This window comes from Alkaliphilus peptidifermentans DSM 18978, from assembly GCF_900101495.1.
In the GTDB taxonomy this organism is placed as follows: Bacteria; Bacillota; Clostridia; order Peptostreptococcales; family Natronincolaceae; genus Alkaliphilus_C; species Alkaliphilus_C peptidifermentans.
Window position 1 is genome coordinate 170,915 of sequence record NZ_FMUS01000001.1, and the last position, 23,078, is coordinate 193,992.

Annotated in this window: 22 protein-coding genes; 3 read left to right on the forward strand and 19 right to left on the reverse strand. The window is 34.9% G+C overall.

All coding sequences use genetic code 11. From position 1 onward, the window contains the following. Window positions 1-247 precede the first annotated feature (247 nt). Window positions 248-6,190 carry an IPT/TIG domain-containing protein gene (locus BLP68_RS00785; RefSeq protein ID WP_176758800.1) on the reverse strand — a complete coding sequence of 1,981 codons (5,943 nt, stop codon included), beginning with the start codon at window positions 6,188-6,190 and terminating at the stop codon, window positions 248-250. A 369-nt stretch (window positions 6,191-6,559) separates the two neighbouring features. Then, entirely contained in the window at window positions 6,560-6,883 is a 324-nt protein-coding gene (locus tag BLP68_RS00790; protein ID WP_091538841.1) for a hypothetical protein, read from the reverse strand. A gap of 360 nt (window positions 6,884-7,243) precedes the next feature. On the opposite strand from BLP68_RS00790, the gene BLP68_RS00795 reads away from it, so the two are divergent. Both BLP68_RS00795 and BLP68_RS00800 read left to right on the forward strand, forming a co-directional pair. After that, a complete protein-coding gene (locus BLP68_RS00795) occupies window positions 7,244-8,653 on the forward strand; it encodes a stalk domain-containing protein (protein WP_091538843.1) in 1,410 nt (469 codons plus the stop codon). 103 nt (window positions 8,654-8,756) lie between these two features. After that, complete coding sequence (locus BLP68_RS00800) at window positions 8,757-9,332, forward strand: S-layer homology domain-containing protein (protein ID WP_091538846.1); 576 nt, start codon at window positions 8,757-8,759, stop codon at window positions 9,330-9,332. A 158-nt stretch (window positions 9,333-9,490) separates the two neighbouring features. Here BLP68_RS00800 and spoIIE read toward each other — a convergent pair whose 3' ends face one another. The 9 genes from spoIIE to BLP68_RS00845 form a co-directional block, all read right to left on the reverse strand. Next, window positions 9,491-11,872: a stage II sporulation protein E gene (gene spoIIE, locus BLP68_RS00805; protein ID WP_091538849.1), complete on the reverse strand. Its 2,382-nt coding sequence runs from the start codon at window positions 11,870-11,872 to the stop codon at window positions 9,491-9,493. Between the two features lie 456 nt (window positions 11,873-12,328). After that, window positions 12,329-13,264 carry a Ppx/GppA phosphatase family protein gene (locus BLP68_RS00810; protein WP_176758801.1) on the reverse strand — a complete coding sequence of 312 codons (936 nt, stop codon included), beginning with the start codon at window positions 13,262-13,264 and terminating at the stop codon, window positions 12,329-12,331. A 139-nt stretch (window positions 13,265-13,403) separates the two neighbouring features. After that, entirely contained in the window at window positions 13,404-13,823 is a 420-nt protein-coding gene (locus BLP68_RS00815) for a S1 domain-containing RNA-binding protein (protein ID WP_091538853.1), read from the reverse strand. Window positions 13,824-13,915: 92 nt separating this feature from the next. Further along, complete coding sequence (locus tag BLP68_RS00820; protein ID WP_091538856.1) at window positions 13,916-14,215, reverse strand: FtsB family cell division protein; 300 nt, start codon at window positions 14,213-14,215, stop codon at window positions 13,916-13,918. 22 nt (window positions 14,216-14,237) lie between these two features. Further along, window positions 14,238-14,750 (reverse strand): spore cortex biosynthesis protein YabQ, encoded by a 513-nt coding sequence (gene yabQ / locus BLP68_RS00825; RefSeq protein WP_091538858.1) that lies wholly within the window; start codon window positions 14,748-14,750, stop codon window positions 14,238-14,240. Between the two features lie 337 nt (window positions 14,751-15,087). After that, window positions 15,088-15,396 (reverse strand): sporulation protein YabP, encoded by a 309-nt coding sequence (gene yabP / locus BLP68_RS00830; RefSeq protein WP_176758802.1) that lies wholly within the window; start codon window positions 15,394-15,396, stop codon window positions 15,088-15,090. A 58-nt stretch (window positions 15,397-15,454) separates the two neighbouring features. Continuing rightward, a complete protein-coding gene (locus BLP68_RS00835) occupies window positions 15,455-16,432 on the reverse strand; it encodes a SpoIID/LytB domain-containing protein (protein WP_091538860.1) in 978 nt (325 codons plus the stop codon). Between the two features lie 91 nt (window positions 16,433-16,523). Beyond that, entirely contained in the window at window positions 16,524-16,769 is a 246-nt protein-coding gene (locus BLP68_RS00840; protein WP_091538863.1) for an RNA-binding S4 domain-containing protein, read from the reverse strand. Between the two features lie 152 nt (window positions 16,770-16,921). Further along, entirely contained in the window at window positions 16,922-17,209 is a 288-nt protein-coding gene (locus BLP68_RS00845; RefSeq protein ID WP_091538864.1) for a hypothetical protein, read from the reverse strand. 401 nt (window positions 17,210-17,610) lie between these two features. Here BLP68_RS00845 and BLP68_RS00850 point away from each other — a divergent pair, with 401 nt between their 5' ends. Further along, window positions 17,611-17,976, forward strand: coding sequence for an ArsR/SmtB family transcription factor (locus BLP68_RS00850; protein ID WP_091538867.1), 366 nt, complete (start codon window positions 17,611-17,613; stop codon window positions 17,974-17,976). Between the two features lie 140 nt (window positions 17,977-18,116). Here the strand turns inward: BLP68_RS00850 and BLP68_RS00855 are convergent, their stop codons facing one another. From BLP68_RS00855 to BLP68_RS00885, 8 genes are all read right to left on the reverse strand, one after another. Continuing rightward, a complete protein-coding gene (locus tag BLP68_RS00855) occupies window positions 18,117-19,286 on the reverse strand; it encodes a permease (RefSeq protein WP_091538869.1) in 1,170 nt (389 codons plus the stop codon). 30 nt (window positions 19,287-19,316) lie between these two features. Continuing rightward, on the reverse strand, window positions 19,317-19,544 hold the full coding sequence (locus BLP68_RS00860) for a thioredoxin family protein (protein WP_091538871.1): 228 nt from the start codon (window positions 19,542-19,544) through the stop codon (window positions 19,317-19,319). A gap of 165 nt (window positions 19,545-19,709) precedes the next feature. Continuing rightward, entirely contained in the window at window positions 19,710-19,931 is a 222-nt protein-coding gene (locus BLP68_RS00865; protein WP_091538874.1) for a hypothetical protein, read from the reverse strand. 132 nt (window positions 19,932-20,063) lie between these two features. After that, window positions 20,064-20,954 carry an ArsA family ATPase gene (locus BLP68_RS00870; protein ID WP_091538876.1) on the reverse strand — a complete coding sequence of 297 codons (891 nt, stop codon included), beginning with the start codon at window positions 20,952-20,954 and terminating at the stop codon, window positions 20,064-20,066. Next, complete coding sequence (locus tag BLP68_RS00875) at window positions 20,947-21,831, reverse strand: ArsA family ATPase (protein ID WP_242876871.1); 885 nt, start codon at window positions 21,829-21,831, stop codon at window positions 20,947-20,949. The genes BLP68_RS00870 and BLP68_RS00875 overlap by 8 nt, the downstream gene beginning before the upstream one ends. A 3-nt stretch (window positions 21,832-21,834) precedes the next feature. Next, window positions 21,835-22,143 carry an arsenite efflux transporter metallochaperone ArsD gene (gene arsD, locus BLP68_RS00880; RefSeq protein ID WP_091538881.1) on the reverse strand — a complete coding sequence of 103 codons (309 nt, stop codon included), beginning with the start codon at window positions 22,141-22,143 and terminating at the stop codon, window positions 21,835-21,837. A gap of 120 nt (window positions 22,144-22,263) precedes the next feature. Next, the gene (locus tag BLP68_RS21560; protein WP_176758803.1) at window positions 22,264-22,422 is read right to left on the reverse strand and encodes a hypothetical protein; all 159 of its coding nucleotides are present in this window, start codon (window positions 22,420-22,422) and stop codon (window positions 22,264-22,266) included. 175 nt (window positions 22,423-22,597) lie between these two features. Next, window positions 22,598-22,954 (reverse strand): ArsR/SmtB family transcription factor, encoded by a 357-nt coding sequence (locus BLP68_RS00885; protein ID WP_242876872.1) that lies wholly within the window; start codon window positions 22,952-22,954, stop codon window positions 22,598-22,600. Window positions 22,955-23,078 lie beyond the last annotated feature (124 nt).

Consider the following 23,078-nt stretch of genomic DNA (forward strand, 5'->3'; position numbering starts at 1 on the left):
CCAAATTTTAAAATGGAATACTATAAAACATAATTGATAATTGAAAAACTAAAAATAAAGAGTTAAAAGTTAAGAATTAAGAGTTAAGAGTTATGGGTTAAGAGTTTAAAACATTCTAAAGATTAAAACCTAAAATATAAGATTCTTCGCTAGGCTCAGAATGACTAAAACTCTAGAACTTCCTATGCTCAGAATGAGTTTTAGTAAATTGGGTGGAGGGGGTCCTCCACCTCTACTGAGAATTTCTTTATCTGTTTGCCATCAGCATATATCTTCCTTTATTTCTAATGCTTGCTGATGTTCCATCTGCTACTTTAGTAAAGTTATGGTTGGAAGTACTATATTCTCCTATATAGAGCTTGTCTTCATTTACCAGTGGATATGCCATGGAGTCAAACTTAATACTAAACTCACCACTTCTTACCATACTGTTAATATCACTAGTATCTCTTCCTACTCTTAGCTGGAAGCCCAGCTCATATATATCTGATGCCCTTCTTTGGGCTCGGCCTATTGCAGTTTGTAATGGCTCTACAGCTTCTCCTGTTAGTCTGTTGATGGTGACTAATACAAAGGAGTCATCCATATCAGTAATAGAAACCTGACTTACCTCTCTAGTATATAAATCCCTTGGTAGGAAGGTAAACTGCATTTTTCCATCGGTTATGGTAATCTTCCTGTTTAAGTTTTGTACTACTGAAACAGGTATAGCAACAGTATATATGTTTTGGTTTTTATAATCAACAAGCGAAAAATCTATTAAATATGGAGCTACTCCGTTGGGAATTTCTTCGGTTCCTATTGTTCGAATAACTTCATCCTTAATGATTTCTACCTTACCTTCCTTTTTCAGCTTGTTTTCTTCCTTTTCCAGCTCCTCTAGCTTTTCCCTTAACTGCTGATCTTCACGTTCATTGAAGGTTCTTACCTTTACTTCAGCAAACTCTATTGCGCTACCATATTTATTCATGGCCCTTACCATAAAGCTGTATTGCGTGCTGAGCTCTAAGTCTTTAACAAGGAACTCTAGATCTCTAGTATCTCCAATAAATGTGTACTCCTTATCGCTTTGCTTTTTTCCATATATCTCATATCGATCAGCTCTATTTAATACATCCGGGGCAGAGCCTGACCAGATAAGTGTAACTGTTGATTCTGCTCCAGGAATTGCTTCCAGCACCAATGGTCTTGTTGGAATAGGAATCATATATTCAAAGTCTTTATACTCACTGGATAATCCTCCGTCAGGATTTACTACAATAAGGTTGTTATTTGTTAGATCTACAGCTTCATTAAATTTGACCTTAAGTATGTTTTCATCTTCAAAGGCTACAGAAGCAGCTTCCATTCCTCCCACTATAACCATCCATCTACTTTCACCTTCATCGGTGACTCCCCTAATACCTCTGGCCAATATTGTTTGACCTGGCTGTACATTCTTTTCAAGCATTAACTCTCCACCAATGAAAACCTTAGCCCCATTCATAAACATTTTTCCACTTATTACTACCTCAGTATCTATATCGTTGGTAAAGAGCTTTCCTGGATTCACAGTTGAAATTGTTGGTTGACTAATATAGGTAAAGATGTCTGTTCCGATTGCCCGGCCTTGATCATAATTTATTACTTCGATAGTTTGCTTGCCAACTCTACCGGCAGGTGTTATAACCTCTATGGTTTGAGGATTAATGTATTTTATATTTTCCTGCGGTACTGGGACCCCACCTATGAGGACTGATACATCCTTTGGACTTCCAAAGGTGTCTTCATCTTTAAATCCTGTTCCCCTAATTGTTATTTTTGCTCCACCTGTAACTGGCCCGTAATCTGGGTATACATGGTCAATTTTAGGGAAGCTACCCTCTGCTATATATCGGAACCAGTAGGGGTTACGGCTTTGGTTTTCTGGCACTACATCTCCATAGGTATAGCCTCCATCATCGTTTAGTACAAGTATTCTTAAGTATGGACCTATTGCATTGGCTGCAGCCTCAGGAACAATAATTATCATCTCGTCGTCATTTGGGCTTTTTGTTCTTATTTCTGCTTCTATATCGCCAATAAATACCTTTACACCTGAACGGAAATTGTGTCCTTCTATAATTAAAGGAGAACCCCCTGGTGGTGGAGCTGTGGCCACATCAATACTTATTGGTGGTGAATAGGTTGTGCCATTTATTTCATTTACTTCCATGGTTGACGCAGGTGTAATTTTTGTAATTACAGGTGGCCTAAAGGGGTTAGTGTAGGTAAATCCAGATGTAGCAAATTTACCATCGTAATTAAAGACCCTCAATTGGACAGGACCTACAGCCTGTGCTGGTGGAGTTTCGAGAATAATTCTTTCTTCTCCTTCAACCTTTTTAATTACACCAAGCCTTCTGGTAACTATTAAGTCGTCATCCTTTATTTCAATTTTTATATTTTCATCCGCCATATTAACTGTATTCTCATCTGCCAAATGGGCTGGCAGCTCCTTCCATGGTACACGAACAATTTTAAATTCTTCCTCTTCTACTATGTAAAAACTGTTTAGCTTTTCACCATCAAGATAAACATCTAATTCATTTTCTGGAAGTGCTTCTTTATAGAATAGGGTAATATTTTCTGGTGCATAAGCGTTATATCTAACTAGTATATCTCCAACCTTTACCTCTGCCTGTCCAGATAAAATATCTGCCTTACCTACTTGGTTTCCAAATTGTATATGAAGACCATTGGATACAAAGTCCTTACCTATTATAGTTATTTCGCTGCCTCCTAGAAGTGACCCCTGATTTGGGAGTACTTGTGTTATGGCAGGTTGTTTGGAACGATACTCAAAGCCACCTTTGAAGTTGGCTGTCGCTCCATCGAAGTTTATAACTGTAACATCCACCTTACCAACGGGATTTGGTGGTGTTCTTTCTACAATTATCATGTTAGTCTCTTCAGGGTGGTTAAAGGTATCCTTAGGTGGTAGAACAAAGGTAATATACTCGTCTGGAACCCTTACTCCACCAAAATATACTGCTGGCTTTTCTGAAATTGCATTGTTCTCTACACTGGCACGGAAGTTGATACCAGTAATAAAGATTCTATCGCCACCTGATGTATTACCAGTATTAGGCGTTAGCTTTGAAATGATTGCATCATAACCTGGATTTACATAGGTGTATCCATCATATTTAGTAAAGGAGCTTCCATTAGGATTCATTACCGTTACAGGGACCAAAGCTCTGTTTTTCATCTGTAATGCCCCACCATAGGCAGGAACATATACCCATATTGTTCTAGCATTATTACTTCTTCTATAAACCTCTGCTTCTTGGGTGCCAAAGAATACCTTAACACCCTGTTGAAAGTTTTCTCCATTTATTTCTACGATATTTCCGCCTCTATAGTCCCCCAGTGTGGGTGTAATATTGAATATTTCTGGTTTTGTGGCTACATCAATAAACTTAAACCCATTATTAACCTGGTGGCTTCCTAAGTCAGGATTCACCACCCTAACATTCAAAAATTCATTTCTTTTAAATTCTTTTTCTGGATCTAGTGGATCCGGAATAATTACGTAAATAGTATTATTATCTACGACGGCAACATTGCTACCATAGGTAAATATAGGGGTTGGATCACCATTGGCATCTAAATGTGGCCCAAATATTGGTTGTCCATCAAAGTAGTTTGCAAACTCCCTTAGATCTAATTGTGCATCTGGATCTTCACTTTCTCTAAAATATTCTTTATTAATATCTCTTCCATCTATATATACCTTTGTACCAATTTTTCTATCCTCTGTTGTTTCTTCGGGGTCAGCAGCAAAGAAACCATGACCTTTGATGATAACAAGGCTGCCCTTTCCCCCTGTGTTAGGTATAATTCTTTCTATAAAGGGCTGACTATAGGTTTGAATGTATTCAAAATTTGCCGATGCAAAACCACCATCGGGGTTGATAATTTGAACTTTTGTTTGCCCTACACGTCCATTGGGTGCATTAAATGTAATGGTGTTGGGCTGCTGATTTACATTGATGACTCTATTTTCAATAACTTCTCCATCAACGGTTACAATTGCATTTGGTTGAAAGTTTCTACCCTCTATTCTAACCGGTTCATTTTTGCCCACTGCAACCTTATCAGGGATAACAGTGTCAATACGAGGTTGGATGACTTCTCCATCCTCTGGCGTTATATATTCAAAGAAATTTGCCTTTATATCTCTTCCTCCAGGTTGCCCAGTATGTGTTGAGTTATAAACAGTTACATCAGCAAAACCATTGTAGAACTGATGTCCAGCTGGTATAGTAAATTTGATTCTATTACCGGATTTTCTACCTTGGCCATCTACAACATTATTGGCAGCATCCAACACCACAAAGGTGTAACCGGTTGTATCAATTATATTGGCCCCATCCCGCCCAGTACCATCTGGATTAGCTGCGAAATAAGCATCAATTTCACCGGTTGGTGTTCTGGTAATTACCTTATATTTAAATTCTCCAGCAACTGAAGTACTACCTATAATAACTTTAGGATAGTGTCTATCGGTACCTGAGCTTTCAACTCTAAATTGACTACCTATAAGGGTTGCTGAAATGTTCTGATTAAATGGTCCCTTTTCTGGAGTAATAGCATTGATGATGGGTGTTGTAGTATCTGGTTCAAACTCAAACTCAACCCTCTGATGATGGTTAAGGGGAGCTTGTTCTACAATATATTGCAGCTCTGTAATTTTACCATCTGACTCAATCCTATAATAAACCGTTTCTGTTCTGGCTGTAACTGTATACTTTCCAGCCTGACTTACCCGATCGGTTGTAATCTTAACTGTGGTAAGTTGAGAAGCGTCAGCTGAAAGGTCAACATCCCTTATCATGGCCTTCAATCCAATGGATACATCAATTTTACGCTCGACAAAATGATCATTACCCATGGGATATTGAATATAAAATGATTTAGAATCTAAATTTTTAAAATACTTTAAATTACTAGCATCACCTTTTACTGGAGCTTGACCACTGGGTATATTACCTAAACCTATACCTTCAAGGTTATTTATGGAAAATACATTACGAATTCTTAAGTTGTCAATTTCTTTTTCTTCATTGGTTTTTGCTACTGCTGGATCGATATCAAAAACCTCTAAAACAGCACCTGTTGCATTAACATATTCAAAGGGTGAGCCATGATGGTATGCATCCCCTTGAAAATTTCTAATACTAATAGGCTTTGGTCCAACACTTGTATGTCTTGGTACTACAACCTCTAACCCCGTTTTAGTAACCCCACCTTCAACATATTTAAAGGTTCCATCACTAAATTCATTTATATTACGTCTAGCCTCAAGTCCTCCAATATAGACCTTAGTACCTAAGTCCAACAGCTGATGATTGTTTTGTTCCGGTTTAATACGTACTATGGTGCCTTCTGTCCCCTGTAATGGAGAAATAATTGTTCCCTCACCTATATTTAAAGGATTGGCAACGTTTATGGCTCTTCTAACTATGTATCGAATAGAAACGTCTCCCACCTTTTTTTCAAAGATAAGATTCTGATTATAGCCAGAAGTAATGGCTAAAGTCTCTGTATCTACAACTACTTGTTTAGGTGCGCCATCAACATAAACAATATCATATGGAATTGGATTAGCCACTGTACTGCCTGTGGTTATTCCTAATAAGTAATCGGTGTGAAATCCTCCACCTTCAACAGTGAAGTTTTCTCCTATTACAACATTAACCGGCCAAGAGGCAGGGCTGAAGCCGTTAATTTCGTCCACCTTCATAAGGCTTTCATGTGGAATATTAAACACTTTATTTGAATACTCTATTGTGCCATCTTTTTTTACAACACCAAAATATATATCTCCCGTTGTACCAAAGATGGACTGAAGGGTTTGCCCATCATCCTGTGGTGCATAAATAAGATTTGTGGTGCCATCTAAATCGAATTTCTCAAGGGTTTTTATAGGATTACTACCATCTGGTGTAGTGGAAACAATAATAACATCAACATTGTTTAAAAATATACCATTGAATACAACCTGATATTTTGTTTCCTTGTTGCCATTAACTACACTTACCTCCTCTTGAATTGTAATGTTGAATATTGATGGTGATAAGGCATATACCTCGGCTATATTAAAACTACTAAATAGTAAATTAAAAAACATGATTAATAAGGTTGTTATGGCCAATTTTTTTCGCATAGTTATGTTCCCCCTCATAGTTCTTATGATATATATCGACAAAAATACCAAATTTATATAGTTGAATAATATGGAAATATAGGTTTTTTTATCATTATAGCACAGGTAATTTCCAACTTCTGCACTTTTAAGGAATTGTCATAAAAATGAAACAAAAGACACAGTTTTAAGACAATGAGTAATGAAAACAATGAGTAATTAGTAATGAAAAGGGAACAAAATGGAGAATTGAAACAAATATAAAACATTATATTCTTCGCTATGCTCAGAATGACTAATAAGATAATGTTGAATGTTAAATGTTGAATGAAAAGATAAAATTTAAAAATTAAAACCCTGTTTAATTACAGGGTTGGATTATTGAAAAAGCTATTTAGCAGTTTTTAGGACTTGTAGCCTAATTTCTTGATTATCTACCTTTTCAGTTAATTTATCAAGCTTATAATTTATGCCAGAAATACCTTCTACACATTGCTTGTATCTGTCATACAAACCGCGTATATCATCCTTTAGTTCATTTTCCATTTTAACCATGTTATTTTCTAGTCTCTTTATGTCGTCCTTGGTTGCCATGTTCTTTATGTCATCTTTGGTTGCCATATTCTTTATGTCATCTTTGGTTGCCATGACTTGTTTCATTTCTTGCATTTCAATGTACATTTTTTCTAATAAATCTAAAACTTTATCCTCCATAAATCCTCCCCCACAATTACTTATTTATTTTTAAATTATATCATATTAAGATAAGCTTAGTTTGAATTTTTTTCGATGCTATACCCATTATTCAGCAAATATCAAATCGAAAAGGTATCTTCTAATCATAAGTAATGTAACAAAATTATTTCGAAATGTTTTGTAATTTTGTCAATTTATGGTTATTTTGTTTTGTTTATTATAGCATTAGTTTTTAGGTTAGACAACGGTAAAATTAATTGCAAAATATAATTCATAGTATTAGTAAAAATCCACTATAGTTTTTTGACAAATATTACGATATTATTATGAGGAGTAAATTACAACGATATCAATTAATTATAAATAAGGGGGAACATCATGGTGAAAAGGTCAACATTGATAACAGTTTTATTAGTGATACTGATATTTTCTTTTACCACCAGTGGCTATGGACAATCTTACAGAAGAACTATAACTGCATGGTTTAACAATATTCAGGTTGAGGTGGATGGAGAGAAGCTGGAAATGGCTAATGAGCCTTTAATATTTGATAATAAGGTTTATATGCCTATGGAGGAGCTGGCAGATGCCCTTTATTTAAACCTAGTATATGACGAAAAAGAGTCCAAGGTTAGAATTAACACAAACCGTATTTTTGAGGTTGACCCTGACACATCCTCTGTTCCTGTAACCTTTCAAAAGCATTACGAGCTGGAATCCTTAAAAAATCAGGTATCAGAGCTGCGAGGTATAGTTAATCGTCTTCAAGGAGGTCGCATTGAATATAAGGAAATTAAAACAGTGGCTGAAATGGAAAAGTACATAAAGGAACATTTCAAAGAGCTGGGAACTTTAACAATGGATATAGAATTTAAAGAATTGAGTAAGGACTCATACTTATTAGAGGCTTCATTTGGTCATGATATCAGGAAATGGGAAGACTTGGACAGAAGGACTATAGAAAATTGGGTGGATGATGTTTTCTATGCTGTTCGTCTATTATTTAATTCCAATGCTGTTATTGAAGGTAGTATAAAGGATAGAAGTATTACAACTGGAACACGACATGCCAGTTACTACACACGTGGTAAGCTTTTATATTTTGATTTTAAACTGGCAGAGCATAAGGAAAATCAGCTGGTTGATGGTGCTAGAATAGAAAGAGCTTTAAAGGATAGATTGTCAACCTATTATCACGAAAATTTCAAATATGAAGTATTTGTGAATCGTAAAGATGTTGATGTAGTAATCAGTTTGGATGGAAATAACTTTAATAATTGGTCAACTCAAATGAAGATGCTTTATTTGAAACGTATTAAAACCGAGATTTATAGAATTGACGACACGGTTAATATAAATGGTCGAATTATTAACTCAAGAAACAATGATATATTACTACGCTTCTCTATACAGGATGATGTTATTAGATCTGCAGATTTACTAACTGATATAGAAAATGATTTAAAGAAAAATTATAGTAGATTGTATTATGATAAGTACCTTTTCAACTTAAACATTAATGTTTACGAAGGCTATAGTGGCGCCTTTGAGGTTATAGTGGAGATTGATGTTACAAAGGATGATGCAAGTCTAAAGCTTCTTAAGGATAAGGGCGAGTATATTCTAAGAAATCATCTGAATGGTGCCTTTAAATACATTGAAGGGATATATGACGTAGATATATATGGGGAAATTGTTGATAAGAACTTAGATTTCATATGTGATTTGGAGTTTTATAGGCCAAGTGCTGGGCATGCAAGAAGCTTGCAACCAATTATATTTCCATAAAAGCAATAAGTGATTGGATAAATAGCTTTGTAATATAACCTTAATTTTAAAAATCCCCTTTCTCTGATATAATTACAGTGTATAAAGAGAAAGGGGGATTTTTATGACAAAAATTCTAAAAGGAAACTTTAAATACTTAATAATAGCTCTATTAGTAATATACAGCATTACCTCTGTTTATGCTAACGGCACCCCTAATGTCGAAGCTGCTGGCAATTATTTAAGAGAGCTTGGCGTTTTTAAAGGCTATGAAGATGGTTCGCTTGGATTGGATAGAAATATAACCCGTGCAGAATATGCTACTTTAGTTGTTAGGATGATGGGCCTTGAGGAAAGGGCTAAAAATAGAATGGGTACAACTTTATTTACAGATGTAGCAGGTAGTTTTTGGGGTTCTGGATATATAAATGTAGCAAGCGAAGAAAAGCTAATAGCAGGCTATGGAAATAAGACCTTTAAACCTGGAGCTAACATAACCTTTGCTGAATCGGTAACTATTCTGGTACGATTATTGGGCTATGAATCCCAGATAACCGACCCATGGCCACAGGGGCATTTGCAAAAAGCACAGGAATTAGGGATTACTAGTGGCTTAGATTACAAGTCTGATCATATTGTTACTAGAGGTGATATTGCTATAATGATTATGCAGTCATTAAAGGTAGAGCTGGGACAGTAAAATTGAAAATGGAAAATTGAAAAAGCTAAACTAAAATGTTGAATGTTGAATGTTGAGTGTTGAATGAAAAAAAATTAAAAATCAAAAATTTAAACAAATTGATAATTAAAAACATTAAAATTCAAATCCATTTGAAAAACCTAGCAAGAGCTAAAGCTCTAGGCTAGGTTTTTTTGTGCTCTTGTTTGCCATACCTTTGTTACAAGAACTGTCATATCATCTATTGGTCTATTCCCTGCAAATTGTAGGGCTTGATGTAGAATTCGATCGGCTAATTCCTGAGGGTTTCTTGTGGTGGCTTCCAGCAGAAATTCATACAGCCATTGTTCGCCAATTTCTTTATTAACTTCAATAATTCCATCGCTAATCATGATAATAAAGTCCCCATCATTTAGGCTTCGCTTGTTTTCTTGAACATCTATTTCTGATAATATTCCTATTGGAAGGCTTGTAGAGGCTATTGTTTGAACATCTCCATTGTCCCTTTTTATAAAGCAGGGGGCACTTCCAATTTTTGCGAATCGAGCTATTCCTTTTTGTAAATTTATTAGGGTCATATCAATAGTTGAAAATATTTCTTCTGATGATTTTAGCATTAGTATGGAGTTTATAGTTTTTATGGCCATTTCTTGTTGAAAGCCCGCCTCCATCATCTTTTCCAGCATTGAAATAGTTGCACTAGATTGACGATTTGCTTTTTCACCTGTTCCCATTCCATCGCTCAAGGCGATCATATAATAATTATCCTTTATCTCCATAAATGAATATGTATCTCCAGAAATATAGTTTCCTTCCTTTGTTGCTTTAGCTAGCTTAGTGGTGGCCATGAAATTATTTGCTTCTACCAATGTGAAGCTACAGCTTCTATTATGATTATATTCATTACAGGTATGGTTCTTTTTAATTAGCTGATTGCCAATAACATTTGAAATAACTGGAACATACTTTTCTATACAGGCTTCTCTTCCATAGCAATTTTTTCTTTCAATGGTTATTTCTGTATTACCCTTGCTGTTTATGGTTACCAATAGCTTTTTCACCGGCAGACCTTGTTTATCTAGAGCTATATATATTAAGTCTTCTAATTCAGTATCAAATTGAATATCATCATTTATATCTAGAGCTAGCTCTTGAATTCCTTTTGATACCCCCTTTAGCTGTTCTCCTACTAATTCACGGCTTTCCATCAGTTTTTTCTTCCAGGTTAAATCTATTCTACTTAATTCATATAAAGCTATGCTCTTTTCTATTATTTTACTGGAGTACATACATTTCTTCTTTATATTTTCTGGTATGCTTTCGTAGTCTAGCTTCTCCTTTGTTTCTATTAAAAATAGTAGTTCGGAAATGCCTTTATAGGTATTCATAAAATTTTTATCCCAACAAGTTCGCTTCATTCCACAATCTAAGCATACACCATCTGCAACTTTTTCTACAACCTTTGTAATATCTTCATTTCCAAATAGTTTTACCTGCTCAGTCATATTTTCAAAGGTGGTAGACAAATCATAAAAGGTTTTTGAGAAATCCGTCAATTTCCCATGAATCCTTTTCTTAATTTCATCACCATAGCTTCTGGTGCCATGTATGAACCCTACTACTGGGCTTGTATACTTTTGAAGCTCATTGATCCAGACAACTGGAATCAGTAAAAAGAGTATGAAGGCTATAGCAACCTCCTTTAATTGAATAAATACCTCATGGTAACCATTGCTGTAGAAGGTTAGAATAGTGTTTCCCAACAGGAACCCAAATGCACTACCGATTTTGCCGAGATCTTTAAAGATTCCCGAAAGCAACCCGGAAAATCCATAAATTCCAATAACAATAGGGGGCATACCACTATTTGACATAGTACTGATTAGCCCCAGCGTTATACCCACAGAGGCTCCTATGCTAGCTCCTCCATTATATGCAAATATTATAGTGATTAATATTCCAAGTACATTTTTTACTGATAACCCTAATATAGTAACCTCATTAACCCCTGATAATGCTACAGCCATTATTATTGCTACACATATTACCTCTTCAGTTGCCAATACCTTTCTATTACTTCTATGAAGAGTTATAGGTAATGCATAGGAGGATATATATACAACTGCAAATATAACCAATGCTTCAAAGGTGATCATCATAAAATCATATATATAAAATTTACTGAATCCTAAAAAAATTAAGCTTATCCCCCAATAGATTAAGCTGCTGGCGAAGGAGACTGAAAATACATTTGTTTTCCTTAAGCTTAGGGCATAATTAAAGAGCATTAAAATTATTCCTAGTGCAATGCCATAGGGTAGACTGACAGCTAACCCCTGTATGCTTAGTATTCCTAAATACGTTGTAATAGCTACTGTAGCATATTTTTTATTTCTATATGCAACGGCAGCATAAAAACCTATTCCAAAGGGTGTTAAATTGTCTAATATGCCAGCCCTACCCATAAGAAACCCCAGAATATGTAATAACAAAAAGCTTTTTTGGTTGAGAAATGAAAATACGTTTTTTTCTACTGTGTATACTGTAGATCTTTCAGCCATTATTGTCACCTTCCTTATCTATTTCTAATATGTAGTGTAACAGAGGAAGGCCGAGAGATTTGTCAAGAATAGTGGACAGGCTTTAAGAATATTTAGACAATTCCAAAGGGAGAAAGACAAAAAAGAACAAAGTATAGAACAATGAGGAATGAGTAATTAAAAATATAAAGAAATGATGAGTTGAGTTAAGAGTTAAAAGTTAAGAGTTGAAAACATAATATTAAAATTCAAATAAACTAAGGCTTTGAACCCTATAAAGCTAATGTATGAGGGAAGAGAGCCCTACATTAATACATAGAAATATCAACCTTAAAAGAAAAATAGCATGAGTGGTTTGGCAATTACTAATTGGTAAAAATTACAATGAAAAATATGGAAATGCAATGAAAATTGGAAAACAAAAAAAATAAGCAGTAGTTTGCACTGCAAATTCTGCTATATTACTCATTTATCACATTATTTTAAGTCAAATTGGCTTTTTAGCTTTTCTATTAATAGTCCCTCTAGGTTATCGTACTCACTGAGAACTAGCTCTGTGGCATTGATTTTCTTCATGATTTGCAGAAGTATTGTGGCACCTGCAACGATAATATCCGCTCTTTTAGGACTAAGTCCTTTTATTGTTTTTCGTTCCTCTAAAGTAAGGTTCTTTAGTTTGTCAGTTATCTTTTGTATATCAGCCACCGTTAGGGTGTATTTATGTATTTTATCCATATTATAAACTTCAAGCTGCTGATGTATAGCGGCTATGGTTGTGGCTGTTCCACCTATTCCGACTAAACTACTTATATTTTTAATTATATATTGGTCTAAAGTTTTTTCTAATACATTTGCAACCTCATTTTGTAGAGCTTGATATTGAAGCTCTGTTATTGGATCTGTTGTTATGATTCTTTCCGTCATTCTTACAGCACCGGCATTAATGCTTGTTATTTCTAAAATACCAGTAGTATCTCCAATGATTATCTCAGTACTGCCACCACCAATGTCTAATACCATTATTTTTTTATCTTCAATTGAAACTCCATTGGATACCCCAACATAGCCTAATCTAGCCTCTTCGATGCCAGATATTATTTCTATTGGTACACCAGTTGCTTCTAAAGCTTGTGAAGCAAATTCTTTACCATTTTCAGCATCTCTAACGGCACTGGTGGCTATAGCCCATATGGCTTCTGCTCCCCATTCCTTTGCCTCTGAAACAAAGTTTATGTAGGCATCCATATTTCTTTTTATTCCATCATCTGATATCAACCCATTTTTATCAACAGCACTTCCAATCCTAGTAGAATTAACCTGCTTTTTTCGCTGTAGAATATTTATTCCCTCCACTTCAGCCATTAATAGCCTCATGGAGTTTGTTCCTATATCAATAGTTGCATATCGTTTCAAATGTAATACCTCCGTATCTATATACATTAAATATCAATGAATAATGATAGATTCTTCACTTTGTTCAGAATGACAGAATACTTTTAAAGCCCAAAAAAATCTTTATAAATCAATAAAAGCCGGAATCCTCCGGCTTTATTTATTCTTTAAATGCTCTTTTAGCATGTCCATTGCTTTTCCGATTACTTTTACTCTTGCTTTTTATAGACTGAATTTTTTCGTCGCTATCTTTTAAAAATCTATTAAGCTTATCTTCAAAAGACACGCCTGTTTCTTCATTACGGCTCCAGTCATATTCAACTGGCTTAATAACCCTCTTTTTAGGTGGGATAGCCTGCTTAATCGAAAGACTAATTTTACCGTCCTTTTCAATTGCTAACACCTTCACCTTTACTTTTTGATCTGCTTTTAAATACTCATTGATGTTTTTTACATAGTCATTAGCAACCTCTGAAATATGAACTAGACCTGTCTTACCTTCTCCTAAGTCGATAAAGGCCCCAAAGTTTGTTATTCCTGAAACCGTGCCTTCAACAACGTTACCTACCTCTAACGGCATAAATTTACTACTCCTCCTTTAAAGTCTTAAAAATTAGTTAATTTTTATTCAAACTTATTATATCACATGTATTGAAAAAGGTACACTTTTTTTTAGTTTCCTCCTTTTCCCATGTCAATAAATATAATTTCATCGGAACCAATCATCTTCAGCTGCTCTCTAGCGACTTTTTCTATGTGTTCGTCGCTATCGGCATTTTCTATGCGATAATTAATATCTTCAATTTCCTTTTCAGCTTTATCTATTTTTTCAAGATAGTATGCCTCTTGTCTTTTCAGCTCAGCCATTTCCTTCTGCTGCTCAAATAGGGTGAATAAAACATAACCGCAAAGTAAAATAGGTAGTAGCATCATTATTGTTCCACTAAACCTCCGTCGTTTCTTCTTTGCCATTTTCCACCCTCCTATTATAGGTTTATCTTTTGCTGAGGTAATTACCTACTGTTTTTTTTATATCGTATACTATTCTACGGGGCATTGTTAAAACCCTCCTTGACTTATAGTATACTGGCTTTGTCTTTTTTTTACAATAGGAATATGGTACTTCTATCAAAGAACCACCCACCTGAAATGGGTAAATAATCAGTTTCCATAGGTCAGATAAAAATTCTTTTGTTATCTTTAAAATATAGTTAAGTGCTTTACTAATGGGTTTACTCAGTATATATTGATACGCCAGTATTCCAATAATAAATCCTAAAAAATTATAAAATCTTAAATCTCCCTGATTACTAAAAATCAAAACGTAAAAGGATACAGCTGTAATTATAGTCCAAAAAATTGCATCCTGTAGGGTTGTTGCAAACTTTTTGGGCTTTAAAATACTTCTGAAAATTTTGTAAAGCTCATAAATAAATGCAATAAGTATTCCCCCATAGATTGTTGCAAGCAATATGTAAGCTTCTTGATTAATTGAATACATATACATATTATCACCTCAAAAAGGTATTATTTACTCCCTTCCATATTATGCAGAAGTATATAAATTGGTGTATGTACTTTTTTTAAAAGCTCTGTTAAATTTTGATGTTAATTTGTTTAGTTAATAATATTTGAAAATCATAGTGTCATCAGCGTTATTTATAAGATTCTTCGCTAATGCTGAGAATGACACAACCCAGCATATGATGCCTTTAATATATATCAACATTTGTCTTTAACAGCGCCCTTTAAAAAAATGGAGAATAAAAAACAGGTAGAATTTATTTGGAATACAAGCCTTTAAAGAAAAAAAGCTGCCATAAATATATGGCAGCTTATTACAGTTACTTGAACATTTTACCTAAAAACCCTGAGCCTTTGCTCCCTAGGCTATCTCGATTGCTATATGCTAATGAATAGACAATGCCAGTCACAACTACATTTCCATCCTCTAGGTTTAATTTATTAACATCTAGCTCCTGCCCCTTTATTGTAAGAACCCCTTCTATGGTTTCTAAAACAATAAGCTCACTGTTAAAGCTATTAACATGCTCTACACCAGATATTGATAATTTTTCTCGGTTCTCAAGTATCATATTATGGGTTTTACTTTTACTTCCTTTACGATCTTCCAAAGGCTTCACCTTCCCCATATTTACTCTCATGTTATCCTATGAAAGTATGAGGGGAAATAGAACAACATTGCTAGTACTAATCCCACAAATTAATTATATTAACATCTTTAAAGTAGAAGGTTACTATCTCCTCTGCACTTTTTCCATCATTGGCCATTTGGTATGCACCCCATTGACTCATTCCAACGCCATGCCCATACCCTGTACCTTCTATCGTAACCTGATCACCTTCAACAGATATGTTTCTAATCATAGTTGACTTCATTCTTGTACTGTCTAGAGCAATTCTAAAGGCGGGTGCATTTACAGTGGCATCTCCAATTTGTAGAACTGTTGCTCTGCCAGATGGACCCGTTTCTGCTACTTCAATTGTATTAAAATCTGAAGCTTCTTGCCCTTGCTCCTGTAATGCCTGAATTATTTCTGCTTTAGTAAAGGTTTCTGACCAGTTAACATCATCTTCTGGTGCTTCCTCTGAATCTGGTGACTCTATAACCTGAATATATGGAGGTTCTTCTGCATCAAAGCCTAAGCCTTCTTGAGCTGTTGCTGTTTTTCCTCCTGCATGGGCATGAAACCATGCCTTAATGTATTCATTGTTATGTACTGCCACCATTCCTCTTGTTCTATTTACTGCTTCCTTAATTCTGTCATTAATTTGCTCTGCATCCCACGCCTGGGCTTCTTCAATATCTGTAGAAACATGAGCCCCTTCGTATTTGGAGCCACCTTTGTCAGTTATAAACTCCATAACAAAGCTTCTGGCTAATATTGCCTGGGCAGCCAATGCCTCCTCTGGCCAGTCATTGTGCATTTCTCCCGCTAAAACTCCCTCAAGGTATTCTTCAAAGGCCATTTCCTTAATTTCACCTGTATCTGCTATGTATACCTTTAGTCTAGGTTCATTCCCTTCACCTTGACTTATTTCCTCTGGAATTGGTGGAGTCTCTTCTTGCCTTTGCTCTTCAGGCCGTTCCTGTGGACGACAGGCTACTGTAAAAAATATCAGAAATATGACTAACATTATTAGAGTATACGATTTTATCCTTTGCATAATAATCCTCCTTGTAGTAATTAATGTTGAATGTTGAGTGTTTTTTTATTATTTGTTTTCAATAGGATTATATGCAATTTTTTCTAATTATTTATCCTTCTATGATATTATACATTTCCCGTGCATCGTCCTTTGATACATGCTCTGCTACACGTGTAATTTCTGCCTTAAAGATTTTATCTCCAAAATGTATTTCAATAATATCCCCCACTTTTACTTCTGTGCCTGGCTTTGCATCTTTATTATTAATTTTTACCCTTCCATTTTCACTGGCTTCCTTTGCTACTGTTCTACGTTTTATAATTCTTGACACCTTAAGATATTTATCTAGTCTCATGTTATTTCCTCCTAATACTTCAGATTATTTTAATTCTACTGTAAAGCTATTGTTTTTTCAAGTTTGTTGATTGCTAGTATTGTGTCATAAAAATAAGTTCTACATTTTATAAAATATAGAACTTACTTTTTATATTATATATTAATTTATTATTATCTAGCTATAGGTTGCCCTGGTAGTCTTTCTTCGGGTCTTTCTTCATCTATAATTGGGTCTCCAGGTGCTCTAGCTCCCCCTGGAACTGGCTCTCTTGGGGTTTGTCCTGGTACCACATCACGTTGGTCTTGTGCCGGCGTATCTTGGGTTCGTGCTGGTGCTGGTACATCTTGCGTTGGTCGTGCTGGATCTGGAACTGGTCTTTCAACTGGTCTACAACCGGTAATAGCTATTACTGCAATTAAAATAATACATAAAACTAATAATACTTTTTTATTTTTCAAAATTCTCACCTCCTGAATATATTTTGTCTCGATATCTTCTTTTTATCTTGATTACATTTTTGCAAATTCTCCATGCTTTTACATTTAGGAGACTACTCGGTGAATTTTTGGTAAGCATTGCAGTTAAAAGACAGAATAAACCTTCGACTATGCTTAAAATGCCAACAGCTTTAGCAATTTAGAAAGCATATGACTTTTAAACAGTAATTCATAAATTATACAAATTTTAAAAAATTAATATAAGCTTTAATCTATTGCTATTTTTGTTAAATAGTAATATTAATGTTATTAGTTTATTTTTTTGTTATAATAATCATAATAAAAAAGTAATTAGTGGTGGGTAGCTATTACTAAAAGAGATAAATGTAAAAATATATTTGTCGATTTCGGGAGGTTTAGTGATGGATTTTGAAGCTATATTTAAAGCTTTAGGTGAAGCAACTCGGATACGAATTATTAAGCTTTTATCCTATAAGCCTATGTATGTATGTGAGCTGGAGGCCATTCTACAAATTAGTCAACCTAGGATCTCGCAGCATTTAAAAATATTGAGGGCTGTAGATGTGGTGGAAATGGAGAAGGAGGGTCAAAGAGTTGTTTACTCATTAAACAAAAGTAATATGGACTTAGCTTTTTCACTATTCAACAATTTTTTGCAATGTCCACTTGAGGAATTAGATGATTTTAAAGAGGAGTCCCATCGGATTATATTGATAGAGGATGACCCCTTGATAAATACATGTAAGCTGAAATGTAGTAAAGAATAAAAATGAAAGTTGAAAATTAAAAGTTAAAAGCGAAAAATGGAAAATGGAAAATGGAAAATGGAAAATGGAAAATGGAAAATGGAAAAAAGCTTAAGGAGATTAAAATCCCTTAAGCTTTTTTATTGTATCTTTAGACTATATTAAAATAAGTGACCATATATCATTCCCGTAATTGTAGCCATTACTATTACAAGTGTGACAAATACTGCTGTTTTCTTTGTTCCTATAATGCTTCGTATTACCAGCATATTAGGTAAAGATAGGGCTGGCCCAGCAAGCAATAAGGCTAAGGAAGGTCCTTTTCCCATTCCTGCTCCTATTAACCCTTCTAGTATTGGTACTTCTGTTAGTGTAGCGAAGTACATAAATGCACCTGATACAGAAGCGAATAAATTGGCCCTCAATGAATTGCCACCAACTAGCCTTACAATCCACTCTGAAGGAATGATACCTTCATGTCCTGGTCTACCTAGCAACACTCCTGCGATTAATATACCTGCAAACAATAATGGCAGTATTTTCAGTGCAAACCCCCATGTTTCCTGATACCAGGCTTCTCTTTCTTCCTTTGAGAACCATTTAATAACTGCATAAACTACAATGGCTAGAAAAAATCCAGAAAGCAGCCATTTCAAACTAAATAGAGTAGCCCATATTCCTGTTGTACTTACAGGCCTTGCCCAATTGGCAAAAACTAAAACTGCCACCATTGAAAAGAAGTAAACTATTGTCTGCCAGATGGGCTTTGATTCGGCATCTACCTCTGCAAAGGCAGCCGACTCACCCTCCATCCTTTCAGCTTCTTCTTTTCTAAAAATTAAATGCATTAATAATCCTATTACTATACTAAATACAATAGCTCCTATAGTTCTGGCTATTCCCAGCTCAAGTCCTAAAACACGTGCAGTAATGGTGATGGCCAATATGTTTATTGCTGGCCCGGAATATAGGAAGGCTATAGCAGGCCCAAGCCCTGCTCCCTTCATGTAAATTCCTGCAAATAGAGGTAGTACAGTACAGGAGCATACAGCTAGAATTACGCCAGAAACTGAGGCAACTGTATATGACACCCACTTTTTAGCAGTTGCACCTAAATATTTTATTACTGAATCTTGAGATATAAAAACCCCCACTGCCCCAGCAATAAAAAATGCTGGTACCAAGCATAATATAACATGTTCTCTTGCATATTCATTTAGTAATGCAAAGGCTTCAAGAATTGCATTACGAAAAACGGGGTTGGTAATTGGCATGTAAAATGCAGCTAAGAAAACCCCTAAAATTATTGCAAACTTCTTTTTATCGCTCATGGTCTCCCTCCAATGCAGCTTATTGACAGCTTAGAGTAGCTCTTTTATTTCACTTGGCTTTAATACCTTGCCTGACGATACAACCTTACCGTCAACTACAAGGGCCGGAGTCTTCAATACACCATGCTCTACTATAGCTTTAAAATCGGTAACCTTCTCAACCTCAGCTTGAATATTCAATTCCTTTATGGCTTCCCTTGTGTTTTCCTCTAATGTTTTGCAATTTTTACAGCCTGGACCCAATACTTTAATTAACATTTTGAACATCTCCCTTCAATATATAAGTATATGCTTATATATTTATGTTACTCCTGTAAATATTAATTGTCAATAGTAGCTAGCATTATTTATATTTAATACAAGCAAAAAACACAAAAACCGTTACTATAAATTATCTTAGTAACGGTTTTTGTGTTTTTTGCTTTATAATTTTTTTAATACCATATATAATCTATTGGTATCTATTTTCCCTGAAAATGCAGGCTTACCTGCAACAAATGTAATGGGCAGCTGATAGCCTTTATCTATAACCTTCTTCTCTGCTGCATAAGGGCTTAAGTCATCTTCCATTAGATCAATAAAGGTAAATTCTACTTTATCATTGACATCACTCTTGCTAATAATGTTTTTTACTTCTTCCACCATTTCAAAGGTTGTTGGATCCTCACTGGGACCACAGCTTACGCTGGGACCTCAGCCACAAGGTGCTGCCACTACTTCATCCTTTACACCAAAAATTTGAACCTTTACCTTTTCACTCATAATTATCATCTCCCATTAAAATATTCTATCACTTATGCTATTTATCATATCAATACCTTTAATCTCATCTTCAAACATTGGTACCTTTAGAAGCTCTGCATCCTTAAAGGTGTCTTTAATTTCTTCTATATATCCAAGCTGCATACCTCTTCTCTTCTTGTAAAAGGGTGATATAGCCTGTTCTTCAGGAATTATTAAGTTTGCCACCACCAGCTGTGTCTTAATATCTAATGTCATTAGCTCTTGTGAAGCGCGGTAGGCTTCGATAATAGGTGTCCTTTCTGGATACATTACAAATGCAAATGTAGTTGTATTCTCATCCTTCATCATATCTATTACTCGATCGAAACGTTCTTTTTGCTTTTTATCTTCTTCGCTGATTTCAGTTGATACTCCTGCCTTCAATTGAATTTGCTTACTCCAATCCATAGGAAGCTCTAGCATCCTTAGGGTATGACCTGTAGGTGCAGTATCAAATACTATAACCTCGTACTCCTCTAAACTTGCAAATTCAACAAACTTTTGAAAGGATGCCATTTCTTCAGTACAAGGGGAGTCCAGCTCCTCCTTCATGGCCATAATGGTATTGGCATCAAACTTTGCCTCTGCATCCTTTAAAACGTTTTGTTTATACTCTTCTGTAGCCTTCTTTTGATCAATTTTTGCTGCATATAAGTTTTCTACTCCATCGATAGCAGTAATTTTATCTGAAACTGGCTTATCTAGGACGTTACCAATATGGGCAGCTGGGTCGGTGGTAAGTAACAATGTTTTAAAGCCTTTCCTTGCTGTTTCGACGGCGGTAATGCAAGCCATAGAGGTTTTACCTACGCCTCCCTTTCCAGAAAAGAATATGTTCTTTCTTCCGCCTTTTTGTGGATATATTGCTGTTTCTAGTCTACTCATTTTGATCACTTCCTTGAAATAGTTTGCTGGCACTTTTTTTAAACATCTCCACTCCCTTAAGCTCTTCATCAAACAATTCCATAGTTTGGAGGCTTATATGTTTAAAGATTTCTTTTGATTTTTCTAATGTTTGTAGTTGCTTCTCATACTTTTTCTTGAAGAAGGGAATAGCTGCCTCTTCTTCAGGGATTAAACCATTAACTATAATTTTAGTAGTTTTAATACCCAGCTCTTCTAAATCATGGGATGAGCGCATTGTTTCCTCTAATGATGTTTGCTCTGGCTGCATAACAAATACAAAATCTGTTACAGAGGTATCCCTTAGCTTAGCAATGGCATCGTCATACTTTTTCTTGCTATCTTCAATTAAGGCCACTGGTCCCATGCAGGTTTGACCACTACCCTTAGCACTTTCTTCAATATGTTTACTCCAGTCAACAGGAAGCTCTAACAAACGAATAGTATGCCCTGTAGGTGCAGTATCAAAAATAACTATATCATATTCTTTACCATCCATAAAATCGATAAATTTATCGAATGCCGCCATTTCCTCTGTACACGGACCACTAAGCTGTTCTTCTGCCACCTTAATTAAATCTTCATCAAATAACTCCCTCATAGGGGCTAAGGATCTTTCTTTGTATTCTTCTGTTGCCTTATCTGGGTCTATCTCCATTGCAAATAAACCGTCTAATCCATTTATTTTCGTAACCCTATGACCGATTTCCTGTTCAAAAACATCCGATAAGTTTGCAGCTGGGTCAGTGGTTACAATTAGTGTTTTCTTACCTTCCTCAGCATAATGAACAGCAGTTGAGGATGCCATAGATGTTTTACCTACTCCACCCTTACCTGAAAAAAGTATAAATTTTGTCATGATTTATTCAGCTCCTATTTCTTTTTCTAGCTCTTCTAAGCTAGGGTATTCATTAACTTTTATTATTCTACCGTTAACGGTTGTAATTGGAAGTACTTCTCTTCCCTTTTCTTTAACTAACCTAAAAACCTCTTCATTGTCTCTAAACTTCAGTGGCTGCTGGCTTATCATATATCTTTCTATGCTGATGCCTTCATATTTTCTTTTTAGAGTATCAATATTTTCACTAACCTTTATTAGTTTCTCATCTACACTAGGTCCACAGATTCCTGATGAACAGCACATTGGTGGGTCAAAAAATTCTATTTTCATATAACTTCCTCCTTAAAATTTGAAATGATTTATATATATAAAAAGGATAGATAAATCATATTGAATTGAAAATTGAAAATTGAAAGTTAAATAAAACTTAATTTAGTTTTATGAAATGATTTATTCCATAATTTCAAATTCAAATTTACCATATCCCTCTATAGATATTAACAGTGTATTTTTCTTTACATAGCTTTGTAATATACTCTTTAAAATATACAAAGTTATATCTTCTACTTTAAACTCTGCATATTCTTCTAAAGCTTCTGGTTTTCCCACCAAACCTGACGGGGCATTATAGGCTGATCATCAGCCGTCAATGGTCATTCTTACAGATACAGTCATTATTCCTCCCTTTTCTCGAATGTAATTCTTTAGCCATTGGGAAGAAATTTTACCATTTCTCATTTTAATACCCCCCCTTTGCAGAACAAATTTGACTACTATCAGATATTTACCTGAATTCTTCTTTCAGTATTACACAGGTCATATTACTGCTTCTAAATTTCGTTAATTCTTCAGCATCCTTTAAGTATATGCTTGTTTTCTGTAGCTGTGTTTGTATATATTCATAAAGCAGCTTGTTTTCGTCAATAAAGGAATTATCAATTTGATAATAAACCCATTGGGCCTTCTTTACACAGGTAATAATTCCTGCCCCTTTTAATTTATTTAAATGTCTGGAAGCATTAGACTGTGAAACTTTAAGTATTGCTTCAATTTCACATACACACAGCTCTTCTTTTATTAGTAAATTGATTATTCTTATTCTGGTTTCGTCACCTATTGCTTTAAAAATATCCACCAACATGATTTCACCCTCTTATATGCGTATATTCACTTACACTCATATACTATGCCAGTTATTGTTTTTTGTCAATGTTTTTTTAAGTTTTTTTTATTGTTTCTTTAAGTATGTTTTTATATACTTGTAG